This is a genomic window from Lysinibacillus odysseyi 34hs-1 = NBRC 100172, assembly GCF_001591965.1.
Classification (GTDB): Bacteria; Bacillota; Bacilli; order Bacillales_A; family Planococcaceae; genus Lysinibacillus_B; species Lysinibacillus_B odysseyi.
In genome coordinates, this window is record NZ_BCVX01000007.1 from 34,455 (window position 1) to 53,431 (window position 18,977).

Consider the following 18,977-nt stretch of genomic DNA (forward strand, 5'->3'; position numbering starts at 1 on the left):
ACCAGCTTTTTACATACGGATATTCACCAATGTTCCAATTGGTATGATACTTGCCAGCTCTTCGACATCCCGATTTTGCATGCGGATACAGCCGCGCGAAACAGCTTTGCCGATCGAGCTAGGATCATTTGTACCGTGTATTCCATAATGCTCTTTTGAAAGACTCATCCACATTGTTCCAAACGGGCCACCGGGGTTTGGTGCTTTATTCAGAACGATGTAGCTGCCTATAGGTGTCCCGTGAAGAATCCTGCCGACTGCAATAGGGTACGTTTTTTGAAGTACATTGTTTTGATAGAGCTGAAGAGTTCTTTTCTTGAGTGAGATATCAATTCGGTAAGGCAAAGTAGAAGGATCAGGGTAGCCGGGAATTTGTATAGGCTGGCCGATATATAATACGTCGGGATTAGTTAGGACAGGGTTGGCAGCTAGCAGTTGCTGATATGGTATGCGGAAATCCCTTGCAATTTGAGCAAGTGTTTCACCCGGCTTTACGTAATGAATCATATGTCACCTCTATTTCTATTTACCACATCTTATGAAAAGTACAGCAAATTGCGCAAAAAGGAGTGTCCGATTAGTCGTTCGGGGAAACTTCCATTGCGGCACGACCAATTACATATTGAGGTGATCGCTGTAGGGACGGTGTTTATGATGAATTATGATGAAAAAAGCTGTGTCAAAAGTCAAAATAACTTTTAACACAGCCATCTTATTATTGTACGGAGATACTGTTCTCCTTTTGGATGCTTAGAAGAAGAAACATGTGAATGTGAGGATATTATTTCGGTTAATAGAACGGAATAGCCAACCTCTTCGGCTACTCCAGCGGAAACCGATAATAGTATTCCGTGTCACGCTAATTGGATAGAACCAAAAAGAATTACCGTTTCTTAGCCACACATACGTGTTTCGGAATAAACAGCGACTCATGCTACCACTTGCATATGCCTGGGCAGAGGGAAATACGGGAACAAAGCTCGGAGGCGGCCCAGACGGCTGGTTTTGTCCTCCAAAAGGCGGACCAAATGGCGGGCTGAATCCTCCACCAGACTGTGGCGGGAATCCGCCAGGTGGGAAAGGACCTCCTGGAGGAAACGACCCACCAGGAAATTGACCGCCAGGCATCGAAGGAAACGACCTTGGGGAGGACTCAAAATCCTCAAACGGAAAATTATACATGTCTTCATACCTTCTTTCCATATAAATTCCCTATACCTTATGTAAAAAAATATAGTTGGTGAATCTAGGCGAGTGACCACACCTTTTGGTAGGAGCAGTTTTCAAATGATCTCTAACATAGAGAAAGCACTGCTTTTTTATCAAGTAAGAGAAGCGGGAAAAAAATGAGATAGAACAGGTAGATTATCATCCTATATATCGACTTTTATAAAGTGCTCTGAGATGAATCGAGATGGGGGTAGCTAGGCAGATTTCTTTTTCGATTCGTCTGAGGACCATTTTCAGAGCCTGAGTAAATCGTTCATTTAGAAGGTGAAAATATCGATTTTTTATAAGAAATAGCAATAAAGTTCCCAAATACATATTTGGGAACTTTATTTATGCTAAAATAAGAGGTAGAGGTGAGCATATGGCACAAGTCAAACTACCGAAAATACTTAAAGATTTTTGTATCTATTTAACGACCATCCGAGGGAAATCCCAGCGTACACGGAAAGAGTATGAATATGACCTCGTTTTAGCCTTCCGTTTTTTAAAGGCGATACAGGAGGATATCCCGGTTAGCGACATACATATGATTGATATTTCGGACATTACAATTGAGTGGATTAAGGAACTTACTCTTGAGGATCTGTATTTATTTCTTGAATACTGTGAGGTGCAGCGAAAAAACTCTGCTGTGGCACGAGCCAGAAAAGTGGCGACACTGCGGTCGTTTTTTAAATACTTAAAAGGAAAGCGGCGGCTTATTGAAGAAAACATCGCAGAAGAACTAGAGACACCGAAAATCGGGAAGCGAAAACCTGTGTATTTGGATTTGGAGGAAGCCCGGCTATTTATCGGTGCTATCCATGAAAGGCCCTACAGTAAGCGTGATTACTGTATGATGATGTTTTTCCTGAACCTCGGTATTCGGGTGTCGGAACTTTGTGCCTTGAATCTTTCATCTATTCAAGGAAGAAAGGTAACCATTATCGGGAAAGGAAACAAGGAACGCACCGTCTATTTAAATGATGCCTGCTTGGCAGCACTGGAACAATATATACCCGAAAGAACGGCGTATAAAGGAGAAGGGGATGAACCATTATTTGTCTCTCAAAAAGGGACGCGTTTTACAAGGCAGACAGTAGCGAGGATTGTGAAACAAATTAATCATGCAGGGCTTCAAAAGGAACTACTTACACCTCATAAACTGCGCCATACTTCTGCGACGATAATGTATAAGGCCGGTGCGGATATACGAAGTCTCCAGCATATTCTTGGCCATTCGAGTGTCGCAACAACACAGATTTATACCCATATTGAAGATGAGCAAATTCAACAGGTGATGGAGAAGAGCCCATTCAATAATATTATTATGTAAAGCAAAATGATTTTGTAAAATGGTATACAAGTAGGGTAAATTAATGATTGGAAATTTTCTTAATAAAAGTTATAATAGCAGTACTATATATGAAGGGAAGATCGGTGACAGATGATTAAATAATTCTATTTTACACGTAAAATGTATACGCATTTTCATTTAAAATAGGATTAGTCTGCCCATTTATAATACCTTCTTCATATTTTTATGAAGCTTATTTATGTATGAATGCTAATCCTTCTGAATTATTTTTCAGAAGGATTTTTTATTTGTCAATGCGTATGCAGTCAAACCAATTAGTCGGGATGATTGTATGCAATGCTTTACATCATCTCCAATATTCTTACAAAAAATTGGAGGTAACATTTATGCCTATTGAAATTCAGCATTTACATTTCGGATTTGATACAATGGACCGCCCCTTATTTGAAGATGTAAATTTATCGATCGATACGAAGTGGTGTCTAGGGTTAGTCGGAAGAAACGGTCGCGGCAAAAGTACATTCCTGCACTTATTACTAAACAACTATACGTATACAGGGGACATTAGAAGTGATGTAGAATTCGTTTATTTCCCTCAAACTATTGTTAACAAAGAAAGCTTAGTCTACTATGCTATCGATGAAGTAATGCCGATCGAATTATGGAAGTTTGAGCGGGAATGTCAATTGCTCGGGTTAAATAAAGAGATTGCTTGGCAGCCGTTTGAGCAATTGTCCGGCGGGGAACAAACAAAAGTATTATTAGCTGCACTGTTTTGCGAGGAATCGCGATACCCGCTTTTAGACGAGCCAACAAACCATTTGGACATCCAGGCAAGAAAGATTGTGGCGAACTACTTAAAAAAGAAAAAAGGATTTATCGTCGTAAGTCATGACCGGGATTTTATCGATTCGGTCATTGATCATATTTTAGTCATTGAAAAAAGTCAATTAGCTGTTTATAAGGGGAACTATTCAACTTATGAACAGCAAAAGCAGCTCCAAGATCAATTTGAGCTTGAAAAAAATAAAGCGTTGAAATCGGAAATTGACCGTCTGCAAAAAACAGCACGAGAAAAATCGGGTTGGGGAGAAAAGAGAGAAAAGCCCTCCGGTAATGATCCGTTTGGAAATGCGATAGCCAAACGGATGATGAAACGGGCAAAAGCTATTGAAAAACGCACTGAAGACAAAATTGACGAAAAAACGAAGCTCTTACAAAACATTGAGTCAGTGAGTGATTTGACGATCAATTCCTTATCAAGCCACCGTAACCCTGTTCTACGCGTTCAAAATTTCACCTTAAGCTATCTGGATAAACCACTCTTTCAGCCGGTCACATTTGACATTTTTCAAGGTGAGCAGGTTGCACTCGTTGGTCCAAACGGAAGCGGAAAAACATCTCTTATCAATTATTTACTTAACTCTCATTTTTCCGGTACTATGAGCGGGGATATTACGGTGCCGCATGGGCTATCCAAAAGCATCATTCGCCAACAATATGATGACAATATGGGCATTTTAAAGGATTTTGCTGCTAACTATCATATGGACTATACGTTATTTTTAAATAATCTCCGTATATTAGGGGTTGAACGGGATGTATTTACTGTGCCGATTGAAAAGATGAGTAACGGGCAGAAGAAAAAGGTGGAATTTGCAAAGTCCCTCGGGATACCCGCCGAGCTTTATATCTGGGATGAACCATTAAACTATTTGGATGTCTTTAACCAGGCACAAATTGAAACAATGATTAAGGAATACAAGCCTACACTCTTATTTGTAGAGCATGACCAAACATTCCTTTCAAATATCGCCACAAAAACGGTAGAAATCATTCCATATTAATGTGTATTTTTTGCTGATCCATTATTAAAATGTAACGGACGAGAAGACTAGTTTCTTGTCCGTTTTTTTGTAGGATCGTTTATGTAGGTGTACACAGAGCACTGAGCTGCTTTTAAGTTAACACGGTTCCGTTGAATAAATGCGATAAAAATGGTCATAGTAAAAGCGACTGAACTCGCCGGAAAAAGTTTCTGAATATTATTGACACTCTTATGAATCTGTACTATATTAATTACATAAAATAATTACTGTTATAGTACAAGGAGGATTCATATGACAATATATCAAGAAGGTTATGAAGTGTATCGTGAGAGATGTGAACAATATGGTTTGGAGCCAATCAATTTCCGTTACTATGTGATGCAGCTATCTCATGAACAGCTGAACGCTTTTAATGAACAGGCACGCACAAAAAAAGGGAGCAATGAAGGATGAGGGACTACCGAGAGGGATATGAAACATATAAAAAAGCGTGTGAAAAATATGAGTTAGAACCGATTAATTTTCATTATTATATTTTAAATTTATCTCACAAGCAGCTCCATGCTTATAACGAATCTGCAGAGCGGAAAAGGAGCCATGATGAATATGCCAGTCACTGATGCCCTATAGCAGCCTTACTGAAACGAATTGCCCAGTAAGGCTGCTTTTTGTTTTTCGAAAAAAACAGATAATACATGTAATTTTGTCGAATCTTCCGTTAATAAAGAAATAATAAGATTGTTTCGTTCGACTGACAGAATTTTTCAGTACTTCAAATGTAACAACTAAGTAGTAGAAAAATATTAATTTTTTAACACTTATTGTAATTGTAAAGAGCCGGCATTATAATAAAATAAAGAGTTTGGAGTTGGTAAGTGGGAATGGAGAGAGAAGTATGCAAATTTTCAATGAGTCAAAAGCATTACAAAAACTCGATTTATCGATTGTCGAATTAGAGGATATGAAATCTGCACTAGACGAAGCCGTGATCGTAGCGATTACAGATAAAAGAGGAATGATTACGTCAGTAAATGAACGATTCTGTGCAATATCAAAATACAACCGCGAAGAACTCATTGGCCAGGATCACCGCATCCTGAATTCGGGCTACCACCCGAAAATATTCTTTAAAAATATGTGGAAAACGATTAGTAAGGGAAACACATGGCATGGGGAAATCTGTAACCGTGCAAAGGATGGAACGTTATACTGGGTGCAGACAACCATTGTTCCCTTCATGGATGACAGCGGAAAGCCTTATCAATATATCTCCATTCGTACAGATATTACTGCTCAAAAAAATATTCAACAAATTACGCATATTGCCTATCATGATGACTTGACTGGCTTACCAAACCGGCGCCATTTATTAAAAAAACTTGAACAACAGGTGGAGGATAGTAAAGAAAACGGACAGCCATTTGCTCTTTTTTTATTGGATATCAACCGCTTTAAAAATGTGAATGACGGGCTTGGACATAAAATCGGGGACATGTTTTTAAAGGAAATTTCCACTCGCCTTATGGCTGTTGATCGTTTGGGAGAGCCCTTTTATCGATTGAACGGTGATGAATTTGTATATATCTTAAAAGATATGACTCAAATAGAGGTAACGACAGAAAGAATGCTGGCTGTATTTGAAGAAAGCTTCTGTTTTTTAGATTATGAATTTTATTCGAGCGCAAGTATGGGAATCAGTCTTTATCCCGCTCATGGTGAAACAGTATCCGACATTATCAGAGCTGCGGATATGGCTATGTATGAGGCAAAAAAGAAAAATGGCAATGCAGCTATCATTTATTCGAGCGATTTGCCCGGCAGCAGCAATTCACTTTTGAGACTGGAAACAAAATTGCATCATGCCCTTCAGCACCACGCCTTTGAATTACACTATCAACCGAAAATAACAGTCCAAACAGGGAAAATGGAGGGAATGGAAGCGCTGATTCGCTGGACGGATGACGAATTGGGGGTTGTTTCACCTCTCCAATTTATCCCGTTTGCTGAGGAGTGCGGACTCATTTCGAAAATTGGGGAATGGGTGTTGAAAGAGGCAGCTACACAGGTAAAACAATGGAATGATACATATCATCTCAAGCTCCGGGTAGCAGTGAATATCTCGCCGAAGCATTTAGCAGAGCGCACATTTGTAGAAAGATTAAAGGATATTTTACAAGAGGTGAACCTGGACCCCACTCATCTGGAAATTGAAATTACCGAGATGAGTATGCTGGATCAAAACAGTGAGCTAATCAGTAAAATACAGGACATAAAGAACATGGGGATTACTATTTCTATTGACGACTTCGGGACAGGCTATTCCTCGCTCAGCTACTTAAAGCAATTCCCGGTGGATGCACTGAAAATTGACCGCTCCTTTATCAAAAATATCCGTAAGGAAAAAGGTACTGCGATGGTGGAAGCAATCATCAAGATTGCCCACGCTTTAAATTTATCTGTTGTAGCAGAAGGAGTGGAAGATGAGCAAGAGCTCCGAATATTAAAAGAATATGCCTGCGAATATGTGCAGGGATATCATTTCAGTAAACCCCTGAATGTCCAAGATTTTACCCATCATATTGAAAAGAATCTGCTCTCCTAAGCTCCGTATTATGTACGGGGCTTTTTTTATTTAGAGTACTTCTCTTAATAAGCAGAACGCAGTTAGTCTGGCGGCTTCAACTATGTCAATGGTGGTACATTCAGCTCTATTTAAATGCATCAAGAAAACGTGCTCTGCCTGCACAATCATAGAAATTAGCAAAGCAGAGCATCTGCTCATTAATACAGGTAGCGGCGATAAGGACTATATACTTCATGGGCATGCATTTTTTCCTTTCTGACAGGTTCCACGTTGTTATTATCGACTATATTCAGAAAGTTCCATTTATCCCACTTAGTACTGATATGCATCCATAAAGTCTTTGGCAGAGAAACTAACATATTATCACCTCTTTGTTTAATTTAATTAAACTTAATATATGCTATACAAATGGAAAAAATCAATATTTTTTAATTTAATTAAACATTTTTTTATTTTTTATTCTTTTTTGTTCACACAATGTTTAAATATATTAAATTTTGTTATGATGGAAAGAGAGGTGAGAGAATGAATGAACTAGGTGCTGCCATAAAAAAGTTGCGAAAAGAAAAGAAAATGACTCTTGCCCAGTTAGCTGGTGATCGGTTAACAAAGGGTATGCTGAGCTTAATCGAAAACGGGAAAGCACAGCCATCGATGGAAAGTCTTCGCTATATTGCAGATCGGCTGGAAGTGGATGTGACGGCTTTACTGCACAATCAATCGTTAGCACAAAGGCGGACCCTGCTATTGCAGGCTGAAGAAATGATGAAAAATGCAACTGATGTTTTTCGGAATAAAACGCAGGAGGAAATACTTGAAGAAATGCTTCTTTTATTAACACCTGTGATAGACAAAATACAAGGTGCCTATTTTGAAGATGTACGTCTCATGGACTTATGGATGCGTGCAAGCCGTCAATTAAAAAAAGGATTTGATCTGCAGGAATACAAAAAGGTATTGGAGAAATATGAGGAGCTCCATGCGTTTACATATGTCATAAAAGGATACAGTTTTTTGTGTTGGAATGCCTATGAAGAAAGGGATTATAAGACGGTACTCGAATTTCTTCTCCAAGGCGAACAGGTGCTGAATAACCATGAATATATGGTGGATGATTTAGTCAAACTTGATTTATATTACAATCTGGCTTTAGCATACGGTGCTTTAAATGATTATAAACAGATGGAAGTCTATATGGATAAAGCGATGGACTTATCGAAGCGCAACCGTATTTATTACCGGCTGGAGGATTTTTACCGCCTGATGTTTTCCAGAGCGGTAGAATTAGAGGATAGAGGAAAAAGTGAAAAATACTTAATAAAGCTGCGTCTGCTTGATGAGCTTGCACAGGATTTTCAAATGCATACATTTTTCGTTTATGCAAATGCCCATTATGCCAATTTTATTGAAAAAGATTTCCGGAAAGCGATTAGGCTATTAAAAGATTTTTTACCTGTATTAGAGGAAAAGCGGGGGAAAGGTTCGTTGGTTTCGCCTCTTTTTCAAGTAGAGCAGGCGTATGCCCATTTTCAGCTTGGAGAGGCAGAGCATGTTATAGAAGTATTGGCGGCCCTTTATATGCCTGAATTCCAGCAGCATCCGTTTGATTTAATATATCTCTATTTCGGGTTTGCGATCCGGGCAGCGGCATATAATGCGCTTGGTAATCATGAAAAAGCAAAACGGGATATTCTATATGCCCATAATGGCAGCTTAACACTGGCTGACTCCAAGTATAAAATGTTTATTATCGAAAAGTATGAAATCATTATGAAATAGCAGAAGCATCATAAAAAGGATAAAACCTGCCTAAAAGCGAAAACTTTTAAGGCAGGTTTGCTCGTTGTCTTATAGCTTTGCAAAAGGCAGATGTTCCCGGCATCGCATGCTTTTACATAAACTACGAAAATCAGTTTAGTAAGCGGCTTAAGGTTCAATCAGGTTTTGCAGTATCAGGAACTGCTCATCATCCAATAAGTCGCCATATTCGTTTAACAGCTGGCTGTTCACCACAATTGTGTCCTTATGTGTAAGATACAGGCTTTCAGTTAAGTGGCGAATCACAAGCGGAACAGGCTTTTGATGGTTGAACTTATTCATATGCGTATCCATAAAGTCTTCAGATAGCTCGCAATTTGTATTATTACCCAGGGCGTAAAAATCAATATACTTTAGATGTGATTCCAAAAAGTCCTCTGTTAGATAAGGATTGTATTCACAAACTAACGACCAGTCAAGCATTTCCCGGTACCGGTGAAGCCAGTGCGGCTCTAATGTATAGCTGATCAGCTCAAGCTGAACCTCGGAATAAGAGGACACTTTTTGGTCCATCTCCTTATTTGTCAGCTTTTTATAACCAAATCGGTCGTATAACTGTGATGCCAGGGAAGGAATTCCTTTTACGAGATGCTCACTACCCGGCCATTTATTTGTCCCGCGGTCATACTCGAAAAACTCAAGAACAGCCATTTCCTCTTCTTCCTCAAAGGAAGGAAGAATATCGACTACCTGCTCCTCTCCGTCATCTGCTTCAAGGAATTCCTCCAGCTCTTTAGCAAGTGCAGGTTCAAGCTGTCTGTACATATATTCACGGAAGGGCTTTGATAAACGGCTCAGTACAGGGTAATTGCTTGCAATCATCTCAAAATCCACATCCGCTAGATGGTCTATTAAATAGGCTTCTGTCAAATATGGATTAATCGCACAGATGACACTAAAATCTATATACGGCAAGTAAGCATCCAGCTCATTTGGATGTAGCTGTGCCACTTTGTAACGCCACTTGGCATACTTTGAAATAAAGATCGGATCGTATTCCGGATAGGCGTGTAAAATCATATCCAAATCTACTTTGGTCACAATTGATTTAACATAGGCAGGTACCGCTGTCACATCAAAATGGGCAGGGAAGTCAAGTTCCTGAAACCTTTCATCAGCCGGGTATCCCTTCTTTCTTCCAGCATGGGTAGCAAAACTATAGGAACCGACCGACCCTCTTTCCTCCAATAGAATATAGGCAAGCTCCTGGCGTTGATCCCGTGTTAACCGTACATGCTTTGGGAATTTCACAGAAGCGAAATACGTTACATTTGCCATATCATAAAAGAATTTATAGTCACCCTCTGGCGTAAATGCATTGTCATCCATATTTTTCTGCCAATACAAAAGCGCTCCCGAGATTGGTTCGTAGTTAGAAAAAGCAATATTCGCAATGGAAAATATATTATGGGAAAGAGATTCATCATAGACCACTTTAATAAATTCGATATTTTTAATTTTTAGCATATAAACCTCCATACTACATCAGTCTTGTCTTAGTATAACGAATTTTTGGGAAAGTACGTAATAATTGCATCGAAAAAGTAATGTAAGATGTTTCTATATATTTTATTCGACTTACCTGAATATTACCATTCCGGCAGAGATGTTCATGTTACAGTATAATTGGCGGAAGTCTATCTGTCATGCTTGAGTAGTATCTCCATACTACATAAATAGAAAAACTACTAGAGTTAAAAATTCTTATATCTTAATTTATAAGATCATAGAAGCCTTGAATAAATGACTTACAAAAAGTAAATATCAAAGAGCATGCATGTTTAAAATAGGGAGCATTATATGATATAGCGTTACACTTTGAATGAACGATATATACCATTACCAGCCATCTGCAAATTTGCAGGTGGCTTTTTTATTATCTAAAGTGATCCGATGTATCGTTCCTATTACCATTGGGTATTTTAATGGAGAAACAGGAAATTGAATACTAAACGATTCCTTCTCCATAAGTGGTAGCAGGCTTTTAAAAAGCGAGAAAAGAAGCTACAAATCAGCCTTTTTACGTTTTAGCTGCCTAGCATGAGGGGAAAGAGGTAACGACTCAAAGAATCGACAAAGGAGAGTGGACTACATGAATAAAAAATGGGTAGCGGGAGTTTTCTTAAGTGCAAGCCTACTTGCTGCGTGTGGCGGCAATGATGAGAAGGCGAATGAAAAAAATACAGAAAGCAATGCGGATGATAGAACAGAGGATTACCAAAATGCGGAGCACTCACAGCTTCACCAAGACAACCCAGAAGAAGTGCCTCAAAAGTTGAGGAAAGCAGATGACCCAGCTTTTCATGAAGGGGATCAAGTCACAATTCTGGCAGATCATATGCCGGGCATGAAAGGGGCAGTAGGAGAAATAACCGGTGCCTATAGAACAACAGTCTACATGGTTTCCTATACACCTTTAACAGAGGGTGACCCGGTAAAAAACCACAAATGGGTAGTTCACGAAGAGTTACTGACTGGTGAAGAGCCACCTTTAGAGCCGGGGAGTGAGGTCGTGATCAGTGCTAATCATCTGAAAGGTATGGAAGGAGCGACAGCCGTCATTGAATCAGCTGAAGAAACAAATGTCTATATGGTTGATTACACCTCTACAGAAGGAGAAGAAGTGAAAAATCATAAATGGCTGATTGAAAGCGAATTAGCTGTAAAAGAATAAACTTGCTTAAATTAAAATTGACAAAAGATTCAAATCATTCATTGACAACTGACTAGAAGAACTGTATAGTAAATGGTAATTATGGAAAGGGGTGATGTGACATGAAGAGCAATAGACGATTCTCGAAGCTGCAATTTAGCCAGTTCATGCTCACACGCCTAATGTGTATAGTTTAACTATACATTCTTTCTTCTGTGCGTCTGAAAACCTGTAACTGCTGAATTGCAGCTGCAGGTTTTTTTTATTTTACTTTATATATAAATTGGAGGACGTACAGTTGAAATTAAATAAACTTGGATTTACATCATATTTTGAAGAACAGGTAATGGATGAACAGCAAAATCGCACTGTTGCCCGTATCATATTGGAACATAAACATTCATATCGTGTGCTTGGTGAACAGGGAGAATGGCTCGCAACCGTTTCCGGACATTTTGCCTATGGAACAAACAGCCGTCTGGATTATCCAGCAGTTGGAGACTGGGTAGTTGTAGAGAAGATGCCGGGAGAGGAAAAAGCGATTATCCACCAGCTTTTAAAAAGAAAATCCTCCTTTGTGCGGAAGGTTGCCGGTAGGGAAATTGAACAGCAGATAGTGGCCGCAAATGTAGATATCGTATTTCTTGTCATGAGTTTAAATGATGATTTTAATATCCGCAGATTAGAACGCTATATTACAGCCGCCTGGGATTCCGGGGCAAAACCAGTCATTGTGCTGACAAAACTGGATCTTTGTGAAGACCCAATTCCGTATATCAATGAAATAACCCGCCATGCGCCAGGTGTTGAATATATATTGACCAGCGCGATTACAAACGAGGGAGTTGCACAGCTAAAGGAACTTTTACAAGAAGGTGTAACCGCAGCACTTCTTGGTTCATCAGGTGCTGGGAAATCCTCATTAACGAATGCCTTAATGGAGAGTGACTCGATGAAGGTATCTGCAATACGGGAGGATGACGATAAAGGACGCCATACAACGACGCACCGGGAGCTGCTTATGCTGCCTGCAGGAGGATGTCTCATTGATACACCGGGTATGCGTGAATTGCAGCTATGGGATCAACGGGAAAGTCTGGATGCCAGTTTTAAAGACATAGAAGCACTTGCCATGCAATGCCGGTTCCGGGACTGTACACATAGTAAAGAGCCTCATTGTGCTGTCCTTCTCGCGATTGAAGAAGGCGAATTAGAAGTGGCAAGACTTCAAAGTTATTTAAAGCTCGGGAAAGAAATCGCCTTTTTAGAAAAAAAGTTAACTACCCAAGCCAAGCTTGATGAAAAACGCAAGCAGAAAAAGCTATCAAAAGGAACGAAAAGAAAATGAAAATTATGAGGAAAAAATAACGGAGAAACACGATAGCATCATTGGGAAAGTCTTTTATATAAAAGGCTTTCCTGATGCTTTTCATACCCGCTGTACGGCCTAATCATCCGGTTGGTCAAAATAAAAGATGAGAATAGAGGATGACTGATGAAGACCATTTCATTTGCACAAATTAACCGTGATGGAAGCATCATTGCGGAAAATGAATTATTTGCACAGTACCATACAAAAGAAATGTTAAGCCGGTATGACAGCAATCTACTGGCATTTAAAAGAATGCCAAGCCTGCTGGAATTGAAGGAAGCAGAGCAGCTATTACATACTCACCACAAGCAATATGGACAAAAACACCTGAAGTTTATCTTTCCCTCTAATGAAAAAATCAGCGAAGAAGTGATAGAGTATCTGACAAACGAAAGGTATACTATTGGCTTTTTAGAGCTCTATTCGATTGAGCCCACCCGATTTTCTGCACGGAAAAACCCGGAAGTTGAAGTCCGCTTTGCTTCAGAAGAGAACTTGGCAGCGGTACTTGAACTGAATTATAAGGAAGACCTGCAATACGGAGAGAACTTCGCAAAAGAAAAGCAGGAGCATCTTCAGCGTATTTTTACCTTTGAGGACAGGTATTTTGTCATTGCTTATGTAGACGGTGTGCCTGCCGGATTCTTGCATTTGATTGAGCAGCCGGAAACTGTAGAGATCGATAACTTTTTTGTACCGGATTCTATGCAGAGAAAAGGGATTGGGAGCCAAATGCAGCAGTTTGTAATGGATCATTTCACCGAAAAAACAATCATTTTAGTAGCAGATGGAGAAGATACAGCACGGGAGATGTATAGGAAGCAGAATTATGACTACTTAGGATTCCAATACGAGGCCCTAAAAGTGGTAGAATGAGAGAAAACTCGTTTATTATCAAATTATATGTATAGTGATTTTTAGATAAAGAAATAATGTGGAGGTGAATGAATGTCGGCAGAGCAACACCAAAAGAGGAAAAAGAAGAAACAAGATGAAAAGGAAAGTGAAAGTTTCCTAGATGTAATATTTGAGGAATTTATTGGACCGCTTTTCGTGGATGTTATTCTTCGAATCATTTTGTTTATCCCTCGGATGATTTTCCGCATGTTTCGGTTTATTTTTGATTAATAGCGACTCATCCTGTAATGTAAGATCATGTTAACACCGTCATAAATAGCATGATCTCTCTTACAAAATTAACTGAGAGTGAAGACAAAGTCGCTTTATGGCTTTATCTTCGCTCTTTTTAGATTAATTACTAAAAGAAGGAACATTAATTGATTATAAAACCCATGATATTCAGTAAGGAACTTATCATAATTTCACTTTTTGAATGGTAGAATTTAATGAGTGCGGAGACAAGCTTCTGCCGCTCGTTAACCATTTGACCGATGAAAAGAGGATGAAATGAAAGCTAAATGGGTTGTCAGAGCCTTGTTATTGTTTGTTGTCTACGCAGCCGCAATGTTTGTGTATATTTTTATAAGTGATAACAGTGGGGTACCGGAAACATTGCGGGGTACTGTAGCAGATCCAAGTACATTTATGTCCCAGCGAGAACTGTATTTAAGTGAAGGATATTCAAAAACAAGAAATTTTCTTTATTTCATTATGACACCGTTTGAATGGCTTATTTATCTCGTTATTTTATTAACGGGGCTGTCCCGGTTATTTGAACGTGCAGGACAAAAAAGCTCAAAATGGGCTGCCGGGCAAACAACGGTTTATCTGCTCTTTTTAACATTCACTGCTTCCCTTGTCATGCTGCCATTAAGATATGTCTCGTACTGGGTATCCAAACAGTATGGACTCAGTACACAGCCGGTCTCTGAATGGCTGAAGCATCATGCTATTGATCTGTGCTTTGATTTTGGCTGGTCCTTTATAATGGTCAGCATTATTTACTTCTTCATTCGGCGCAGTGTGAAGCGCTGGTGGATGTATGTATGGATGGCTACAATTCCGCTTATGCTGTTTTATTCGTTTGTAAAGCCTGAAATTATAGACCCGCTGTACAATGATTTTACACCAATTGAAAATAAGCAGCTGGAAGAAAAAATATTAGCCCTTGCCGATCAGGCAGGTATTCCGGCAGAGCATGTGTATGAGGTCAAAATGGCGGGGCAGACCAATACAATGAATGCCTATGTGACAGGTATCGGCAGCAATACACGTATTGTCCTGTGGGATACAACACTCCAGCAGCTATCCGAAGGGGAAATCCTCTTTGTCATGGCACATGAGATGGGACACTATGTGAAAAAGGACGTTTACCGGGGAATGATTCTTTATTTTGCTATTACTTTCGTATCCTTCTGGATCGTGGCCAAATTAATGAACCGTATCATCCGGAAATACGGCAAGGCGCTTCATATTGAGCGACTTGAAGCGATTCATTCACTGCCGCTTTATTTGCTGCTATCATCAGTCGTTCTATTTGCATCAGATCCATTGTCAAATATGGTGTCACGTCATGAGGAAAATTTGGCCGACCAATATGCGCTAGAGCTGATCGGCAATGAGAAGGATGCGATTTCTACCTTCCAGGCTCTCGCCAAGACAAGCTTGAGCGAAACGAATCCACCGCTTTTAGTCAAGTGGTTCCGTTACTCCCACCCGCCGCTTATCGACAGGATCTATAACGTGAAAAAACAGGAAAAGAAAGAATAATGTGCTTTAACGGAAAACACCTTGCCTATCCGCTGATTGAACGGTAGCAAGGTGTTTTCGGTTGTATAAAATTAATACGTTGTCCATCCGCCGTCAGCAGTGACTACGACACCGTTGATGAAGCTTGCATCTTCAGATCCGAGGAATATCGCCAGCTTTGCGATTTCTTCAGGCTGGCCGACGCGCGGGTTTAAGCTCATGCCCAGTTGCTGCTTGCCTGCACCGTACTCGCTGATGTTTGTCATTGAAGCAGAGATATTTGTCATCACTGCTCCCGGTGCAATACCGTTACAGCGGATACCTTTATCTGCAAACATAAAAGCGGTATTTTTTGTCAGTCCCACAACTGCATGCTTACTTGCTGTATAGGCTGCACCTGCGCGGCCGCCGTGTAGACCGCCTGCAGAAATATTATTCACGATGACACCGTGACCTTGCTTGAGGAAAAGCTCTGTCGCTATACGCATTGTTTTCATGACTGCTGTTGTATTGACAGCAAAAATCATATCCCAGCGTGCATCCTGTACCTCGTTAACCGGCTCCATGCCATCCATAATCCCTGCATTATTCACTAGGATATCTAATTTACCGTACTGTGCCAGTGTTTCATCGAACAGCCGCTGTAAATCTTCATCCTTCGTTACATTTGTATCGATAGCAAATGCAGTACCTCCATTTGCCATAATGGCATCTGCCACGGCTTTAGCACCTTCTAAATTCATATCGGACACAACTACGTTGGCGCCTTCTTGTGCATAGCCTTCCGCAATCGCTTTTCCCATTCCAGAAGCGGCCCCTGTAATGATCGCTACTTTGTTTTGTAACTTCATACGAACTCCTCCTTTACAAGTTGTTGTACAATAAAACGGAAGATATTGTACAACTGTTCAATAAAAATTATAATAGCTACAATAATTATGCACAAACAACATAAAAATCATTAACTGTCTAATAATGAACAGTTTGAGTGCTTATTGTTGAATAGGAGACGAAAAAATATGGATTTACGCATTGCAAAAACACATGAGAGCATTCAGCAGGCGCTGTTAGTTTTATTAAAGGAGAAGCCACTGGAGGAAATTACGGTGAGTGAATTATGCAGGATAGCGAAGATTAACCGGGGGACCTTTTATTTGCACTATAAAAATATCCACGGTGTATTTGAAAAATACTTTGAGGAAATTGTCGAGGATTTAAAATGTTCCATCCATGCCCCGTATCATGAAATAGATCAGGGAGTAGAAGACCTGGAAGCAGACATGATACAGATCTTTCATCATGTGAAAAAATACGAGCCGTTTTACTGCATTGTATTTGATGAGCAAATTCCGATGAAATACTACTATATGCTGTTTCACTCCATTCGCACCTTTGTAGCGGAAATCGCATCTTTTCTGCAAAAAGGCGAGCCATTAAACTTGCCGGATTTCCAGATTAGCTATCAGACAAATGCGATAATGGGAATATTGCTGGAATGGCATCAAGAGGGCTACGTAACATCTCCGGCTGAATTAAACTGGTATTTAATAAGATTTATCACAGAGAGACATTTATAGGCATCCTGAAAAAAAGGATCATCATTTTTCAAGGAACACACTTTTGTAAATAGATAAGAAAAACATGGCTTTATTTTAAAGGTGTTTTAAGTATTGGAGGAAGATAAAGGAGAAAGGAGGAACTGCCTTCCTTTCTCTTCTAATTAACATATCAATCAAAATAGGTTCACTGTTGAATGATACCGGCCGACTGGTACAACAAGAGGTGTATGGGAGACGGGGTCGTCTATGACCACACATTCCATCCCAAAGATGTCGCTGATTAATGCGTCTGTAATTACTTCCTCCGGTGCCCCTTCAGCGAGAAGCTGTCCTTGTTTCATTGCGAAAACATAGTCTGCATAGCGGGCAGATAAGTTTATATCATGCAGAACCATTACGATTGTTGTTCCATGCTTTTTATTCAAATCGGTCAGCAGGTCCAAGATTTCTACCTGATATGTAATATCGAGGAAAGTCGTAGGTTCATCAAGGAACAAAATATCGGTTTGCTGTGCGAGAGCCATTGCAATCCAGACACGCTGTCTTTGGCCCCCGGATAGTTCGTCAATGTCTAAATCAGCAAATTCGGTGACTTTCATCATTTCCATCGCTTCAGCTACCGCTTCATAATCTTTTTTGGACCAGCCGCTAAATAAGGATTGATGTGGAAAACGGCCGCGGCCAATTAAATCTGCTACTGTAATACCCTCCGGAACGATAGGAGATTGCGGCAGCACCCCTAATAGTTGAGCCAATTTCTTCGGCGGGATTTTGCTGATTGCTTTACCATCTAGTGTAATCTCACCTTGAGAGGGCTTTATCAGTTTTGCCAGCGTTTTCAGCAGAGTCGATTTCCCGCAGCCGTTTGAGCCGATAATAACGCTTATTTTATTGCTTGGGATGTCTACATTGATATCGTGCAAAATGGTTTTTTCTTCGTAGCCAGCTGCCAGTCGTTCAGCCCGAAACAGGTGGGATTTCTCCATTATAATTCTCCTTTGCGGTTCATTTTAATAAGCAGATAAATTAAATAAGGGGCGCCGATTAAACCAGTAATGACACCGACAGGGAACCGGTATTCAAACGCAAACTGCCCGATCAAGTCAGCAATCAAGACAATATTTGCACCAACTAAACCAGCTGGAATTATATTAGAGGCCCCGATATCGACTAATCGGTTCGCTATAGGACCTGCCAAAAAGGAAATAAAAGCAATCGGGCCAGTCGTCGCTGTCGCCACGGCGACTAAAAATACAGCCCATACAATTAAGACAAGCCGTGTTTTATTTGTTGCAACACCTAATGAGGAGGCAGTTTGTTCACCAAGCTCCAACATATTTAGTTGTTTGCCATACAAGGCTGCAATCGGTGTCAATCCTAGAACCGTAAGCATCAGTGGGGGAAGCTCTGATAATTGTACCCCATTTAAACTGCCGCTTAGCCAAAGAAGCGCAGCAGAAATATCCTGCTGGGCACTCAATAATAGTAAATAAGAAATAAAAGCATCCAGCATCGCTTGAATTCCGATTCCGATTAAAATAAGCCTTCCGATAGAAAATGTTTTGCCTTTTGACAGAACATACATCACTAGTACTGTCGCAAGCCCTGCCCCTACTGATGCAACGGAAACAACTGCATTACTCGTATGAAGGACGGTAATACAAAAAACAGCTGCTACACTTGATCCGGATGTAATACCGAGTACATTTGGGTTTGCCAGCGGGTTTCGCAGCATCGTTTGAAAAATATATCCTCCCACACCAAAAGCAAACCCTGCAAATACACCTGCCAGCATACGTGGAAACCGAATCGTATTTACCGCAAACGTCACACCTTGTATCTGCTCGCCGAATAACGAGCGAACGACCTCATTCACAGGATAAATAGTGTTTCCTAGCATTAACATAAGACAACATAATAAGCATGCACTAATTGTAAGAACAGCCGTTACAAAAAGCCACCGTCTTCGTCTTTTTTGCATTCCCG

The 18,977-nt window shown here is 40.1% G+C and carries 18 protein-coding genes; 13 read left to right on the forward strand and 5 right to left on the reverse strand.

What is annotated here, in order from left to right:
* Window positions 1–9 precede the first annotated feature (9 nt).
* Complete coding sequence (locus BOD01S_RS12410) at window positions 10–507, reverse strand: L,D-transpeptidase family protein (RefSeq protein WP_036158910.1); 498 nt, start codon at window positions 505–507, stop codon at window positions 10–12.
* 400 nt (window positions 508–907) lie between these two features.
* Between BOD01S_RS12410 and BOD01S_RS23345 the strand changes: the two genes are divergently transcribed.
* The 7 genes from BOD01S_RS23345 (at window position 908) to BOD01S_RS12445 (ending at window position 8,719) form a co-directional block, all read left to right on the forward strand.
* Entirely contained in the window at window positions 908–1,117 is a 210-nt protein-coding gene (locus BOD01S_RS23345) for a hypothetical protein (RefSeq protein ID WP_156117070.1), read from the forward strand.
* 474 nt (window positions 1,118–1,591) lie between these two features.
* Window positions 1,592–2,545 carry a tyrosine recombinase XerC gene (locus BOD01S_RS12420; protein ID WP_036158913.1) on the forward strand — a complete coding sequence of 318 codons (954 nt, stop codon included), beginning with the start codon at window positions 1,592–1,594 and terminating at the stop codon, window positions 2,543–2,545.
* A 368-nt stretch (window positions 2,546–2,913) separates the two neighbouring features.
* Window positions 2,914–4,374 carry a ribosomal protection-like ABC-F family protein gene (abc-f, locus tag BOD01S_RS12425; protein WP_036159665.1) on the forward strand — a complete coding sequence of 487 codons (1,461 nt, stop codon included), beginning with the start codon at window positions 2,914–2,916 and terminating at the stop codon, window positions 4,372–4,374.
* Between the two features lie 273 nt (window positions 4,375–4,647).
* Window positions 4,648–4,809 carry a hypothetical protein gene (locus tag BOD01S_RS12430; RefSeq protein ID WP_036158915.1) on the forward strand — a complete coding sequence of 54 codons (162 nt, stop codon included), beginning with the start codon at window positions 4,648–4,650 and terminating at the stop codon, window positions 4,807–4,809.
* Complete coding sequence (locus tag BOD01S_RS12435; RefSeq protein ID WP_036158918.1) at window positions 4,806–4,976, forward strand: hypothetical protein; 171 nt, start codon at window positions 4,806–4,808, stop codon at window positions 4,974–4,976. The genes BOD01S_RS12430 and BOD01S_RS12435 overlap by 4 nt, the downstream gene beginning before the upstream one ends.
* A gap of 275 nt (window positions 4,977–5,251) precedes the next feature.
* Window positions 5,252–6,958 (forward strand): putative bifunctional diguanylate cyclase/phosphodiesterase, encoded by a 1,707-nt coding sequence (locus BOD01S_RS12440; protein WP_036158920.1) that lies wholly within the window; start codon window positions 5,252–5,254, stop codon window positions 6,956–6,958.
* A gap of 507 nt (window positions 6,959–7,465) precedes the next feature.
* Window positions 7,466–8,719: a helix-turn-helix domain-containing protein gene (locus tag BOD01S_RS12445; RefSeq protein WP_036158922.1), complete on the forward strand. Its 1,254-nt coding sequence runs from the start codon at window positions 7,466–7,468 to the stop codon at window positions 8,717–8,719.
* Between the two features lie 147 nt (window positions 8,720–8,866).
* Here BOD01S_RS12445 and BOD01S_RS12450 read toward each other — a convergent pair whose 3' ends face one another.
* Entirely contained in the window at window positions 8,867–10,225 is a 1,359-nt protein-coding gene (locus tag BOD01S_RS12450) for a hypothetical protein (protein ID WP_036158924.1), read from the reverse strand.
* Between the two features lie 625 nt (window positions 10,226–10,850).
* Here BOD01S_RS12450 and BOD01S_RS12455 point away from each other — a divergent pair.
* The 5 genes from BOD01S_RS12455 (at window position 10,851) to BOD01S_RS12475 (ending at window position 15,453) form a co-directional block, all read left to right on the forward strand.
* A complete protein-coding gene (locus BOD01S_RS12455; protein WP_036158925.1) occupies window positions 10,851–11,432 on the forward strand; it encodes a YdhK family protein in 582 nt (193 codons plus the stop codon).
* Between the two features lie 277 nt (window positions 11,433–11,709).
* A complete protein-coding gene (rsgA, locus tag BOD01S_RS12460; protein WP_036158926.1) occupies window positions 11,710–12,759 on the forward strand; it encodes a ribosome small subunit-dependent GTPase A in 1,050 nt (349 codons plus the stop codon).
* A 147-nt stretch (window positions 12,760–12,906) separates the two neighbouring features.
* Window positions 12,907–13,659, forward strand: coding sequence for a GNAT family N-acetyltransferase (locus BOD01S_RS12465; RefSeq protein WP_036158928.1), 753 nt, complete (start codon window positions 12,907–12,909; stop codon window positions 13,657–13,659).
* A 72-nt stretch (window positions 13,660–13,731) separates the two neighbouring features.
* Window positions 13,732–13,911 (forward strand): hypothetical protein, encoded by a 180-nt coding sequence (locus BOD01S_RS12470; RefSeq protein WP_036158930.1) that lies wholly within the window; start codon window positions 13,732–13,734, stop codon window positions 13,909–13,911.
* A 279-nt stretch (window positions 13,912–14,190) separates the two neighbouring features.
* A complete protein-coding gene (locus tag BOD01S_RS12475; RefSeq protein WP_036158932.1) occupies window positions 14,191–15,453 on the forward strand; it encodes a M48 family metallopeptidase in 1,263 nt (420 codons plus the stop codon).
* A 71-nt stretch (window positions 15,454–15,524) separates the two neighbouring features.
* Here the strand turns inward: BOD01S_RS12475 and BOD01S_RS12480 are convergent, their stop codons facing one another.
* Window positions 15,525–16,283: an SDR family oxidoreductase gene (locus tag BOD01S_RS12480; RefSeq protein WP_036158934.1), complete on the reverse strand. Its 759-nt coding sequence runs from the start codon at window positions 16,281–16,283 to the stop codon at window positions 15,525–15,527.
* Between the two features lie 168 nt (window positions 16,284–16,451).
* On the opposite strand from BOD01S_RS12480, the gene BOD01S_RS12485 reads away from it, so the two are divergent.
* Window positions 16,452–17,009 (forward strand): TetR/AcrR family transcriptional regulator, encoded by a 558-nt coding sequence (locus BOD01S_RS12485; protein WP_036158935.1) that lies wholly within the window; start codon window positions 16,452–16,454, stop codon window positions 17,007–17,009.
* Between the two features lie 155 nt (window positions 17,010–17,164).
* On the opposite strand, the gene BOD01S_RS12490 is transcribed toward BOD01S_RS12485, so the two are convergent.
* Together BOD01S_RS12490 and BOD01S_RS12495 are read right to left on the reverse strand one after the other, a co-directional pair.
* Window positions 17,165–17,977 (reverse strand): ABC transporter ATP-binding protein, encoded by an 813-nt coding sequence (locus tag BOD01S_RS12490; RefSeq protein ID WP_036158938.1) that lies wholly within the window; start codon window positions 17,975–17,977, stop codon window positions 17,165–17,167.
* Complete coding sequence (locus BOD01S_RS12495) at window positions 17,977–18,972, reverse strand: FecCD family ABC transporter permease (RefSeq protein ID WP_244887315.1); 996 nt, start codon at window positions 18,970–18,972, stop codon at window positions 17,977–17,979. The genes BOD01S_RS12490 and BOD01S_RS12495 overlap by 1 nt, the downstream gene beginning before the upstream one ends.
* Window positions 18,973–18,977 lie beyond the last annotated feature (5 nt).

Coding starts and splice junctions, on each gene's coding strand:
- BOD01S_RS12485 (WP_036158935.1), top strand. CDS start 16,452: ATGGATTTACGCATTGCAAAAACACATGAGAGCATTCAGCAGGCGCTG.
- BOD01S_RS12410 (WP_036158910.1), bottom strand. CDS start 507: ATGATTCATTACGTAAAGCCGGGTGAAACACTTGCTCAAATTGCAAGG.
- BOD01S_RS12475 (WP_036158932.1), top strand. CDS start 14,191: ATGAAAGCTAAATGGGTTGTCAGAGCCTTGTTATTGTTTGTTGTCTAC.
- BOD01S_RS12480 (WP_036158934.1), bottom strand. CDS start 16,283: ATGAAGTTACAAAACAAAGTAGCGATCATTACAGGGGCCGCTTCTGGA.
- BOD01S_RS12465 (WP_036158928.1), top strand. CDS start 12,907: ATGAAGACCATTTCATTTGCACAAATTAACCGTGATGGAAGCATCATT.
- abc-f (WP_036159665.1), top strand. CDS start 2,914: ATGCCTATTGAAATTCAGCATTTACATTTCGGATTTGATACAATGGAC.
- BOD01S_RS12440 (WP_036158920.1), top strand. CDS start 5,252: ATGCAAATTTTCAATGAGTCAAAAGCATTACAAAAACTCGATTTATCG.
- BOD01S_RS12430 (WP_036158915.1), top strand. CDS start 4,648: ATGACAATATATCAAGAAGGTTATGAAGTGTATCGTGAGAGATGTGAA.
- BOD01S_RS12495 (WP_244887315.1), bottom strand. CDS start 18,972: ATGCAAAAAAGACGAAGACGGTGGCTTTTTGTAACGGCTGTTCTTACA.
- BOD01S_RS12420 (WP_036158913.1), top strand. CDS start 1,592: ATGGCACAAGTCAAACTACCGAAAATACTTAAAGATTTTTGTATCTAT.
- BOD01S_RS12445 (WP_036158922.1), top strand. CDS start 7,466: ATGAATGAACTAGGTGCTGCCATAAAAAAGTTGCGAAAAGAAAAGAAA.
- BOD01S_RS12470 (WP_036158930.1), top strand. CDS start 13,732: ATGTCGGCAGAGCAACACCAAAAGAGGAAAAAGAAGAAACAAGATGAA.
- BOD01S_RS12435 (WP_036158918.1), top strand. CDS start 4,806: ATGAGGGACTACCGAGAGGGATATGAAACATATAAAAAAGCGTGTGAA.
- BOD01S_RS12490 (WP_036158938.1), bottom strand. CDS start 17,977: ATGGAGAAATCCCACCTGTTTCGGGCTGAACGACTGGCAGCTGGCTAC.
- BOD01S_RS12450 (WP_036158924.1), bottom strand. CDS start 10,225: ATGCTAAAAATTAAAAATATCGAATTTATTAAAGTGGTCTATGATGAA.
- BOD01S_RS12455 (WP_036158925.1), top strand. CDS start 10,851: ATGAATAAAAAATGGGTAGCGGGAGTTTTCTTAAGTGCAAGCCTACTT.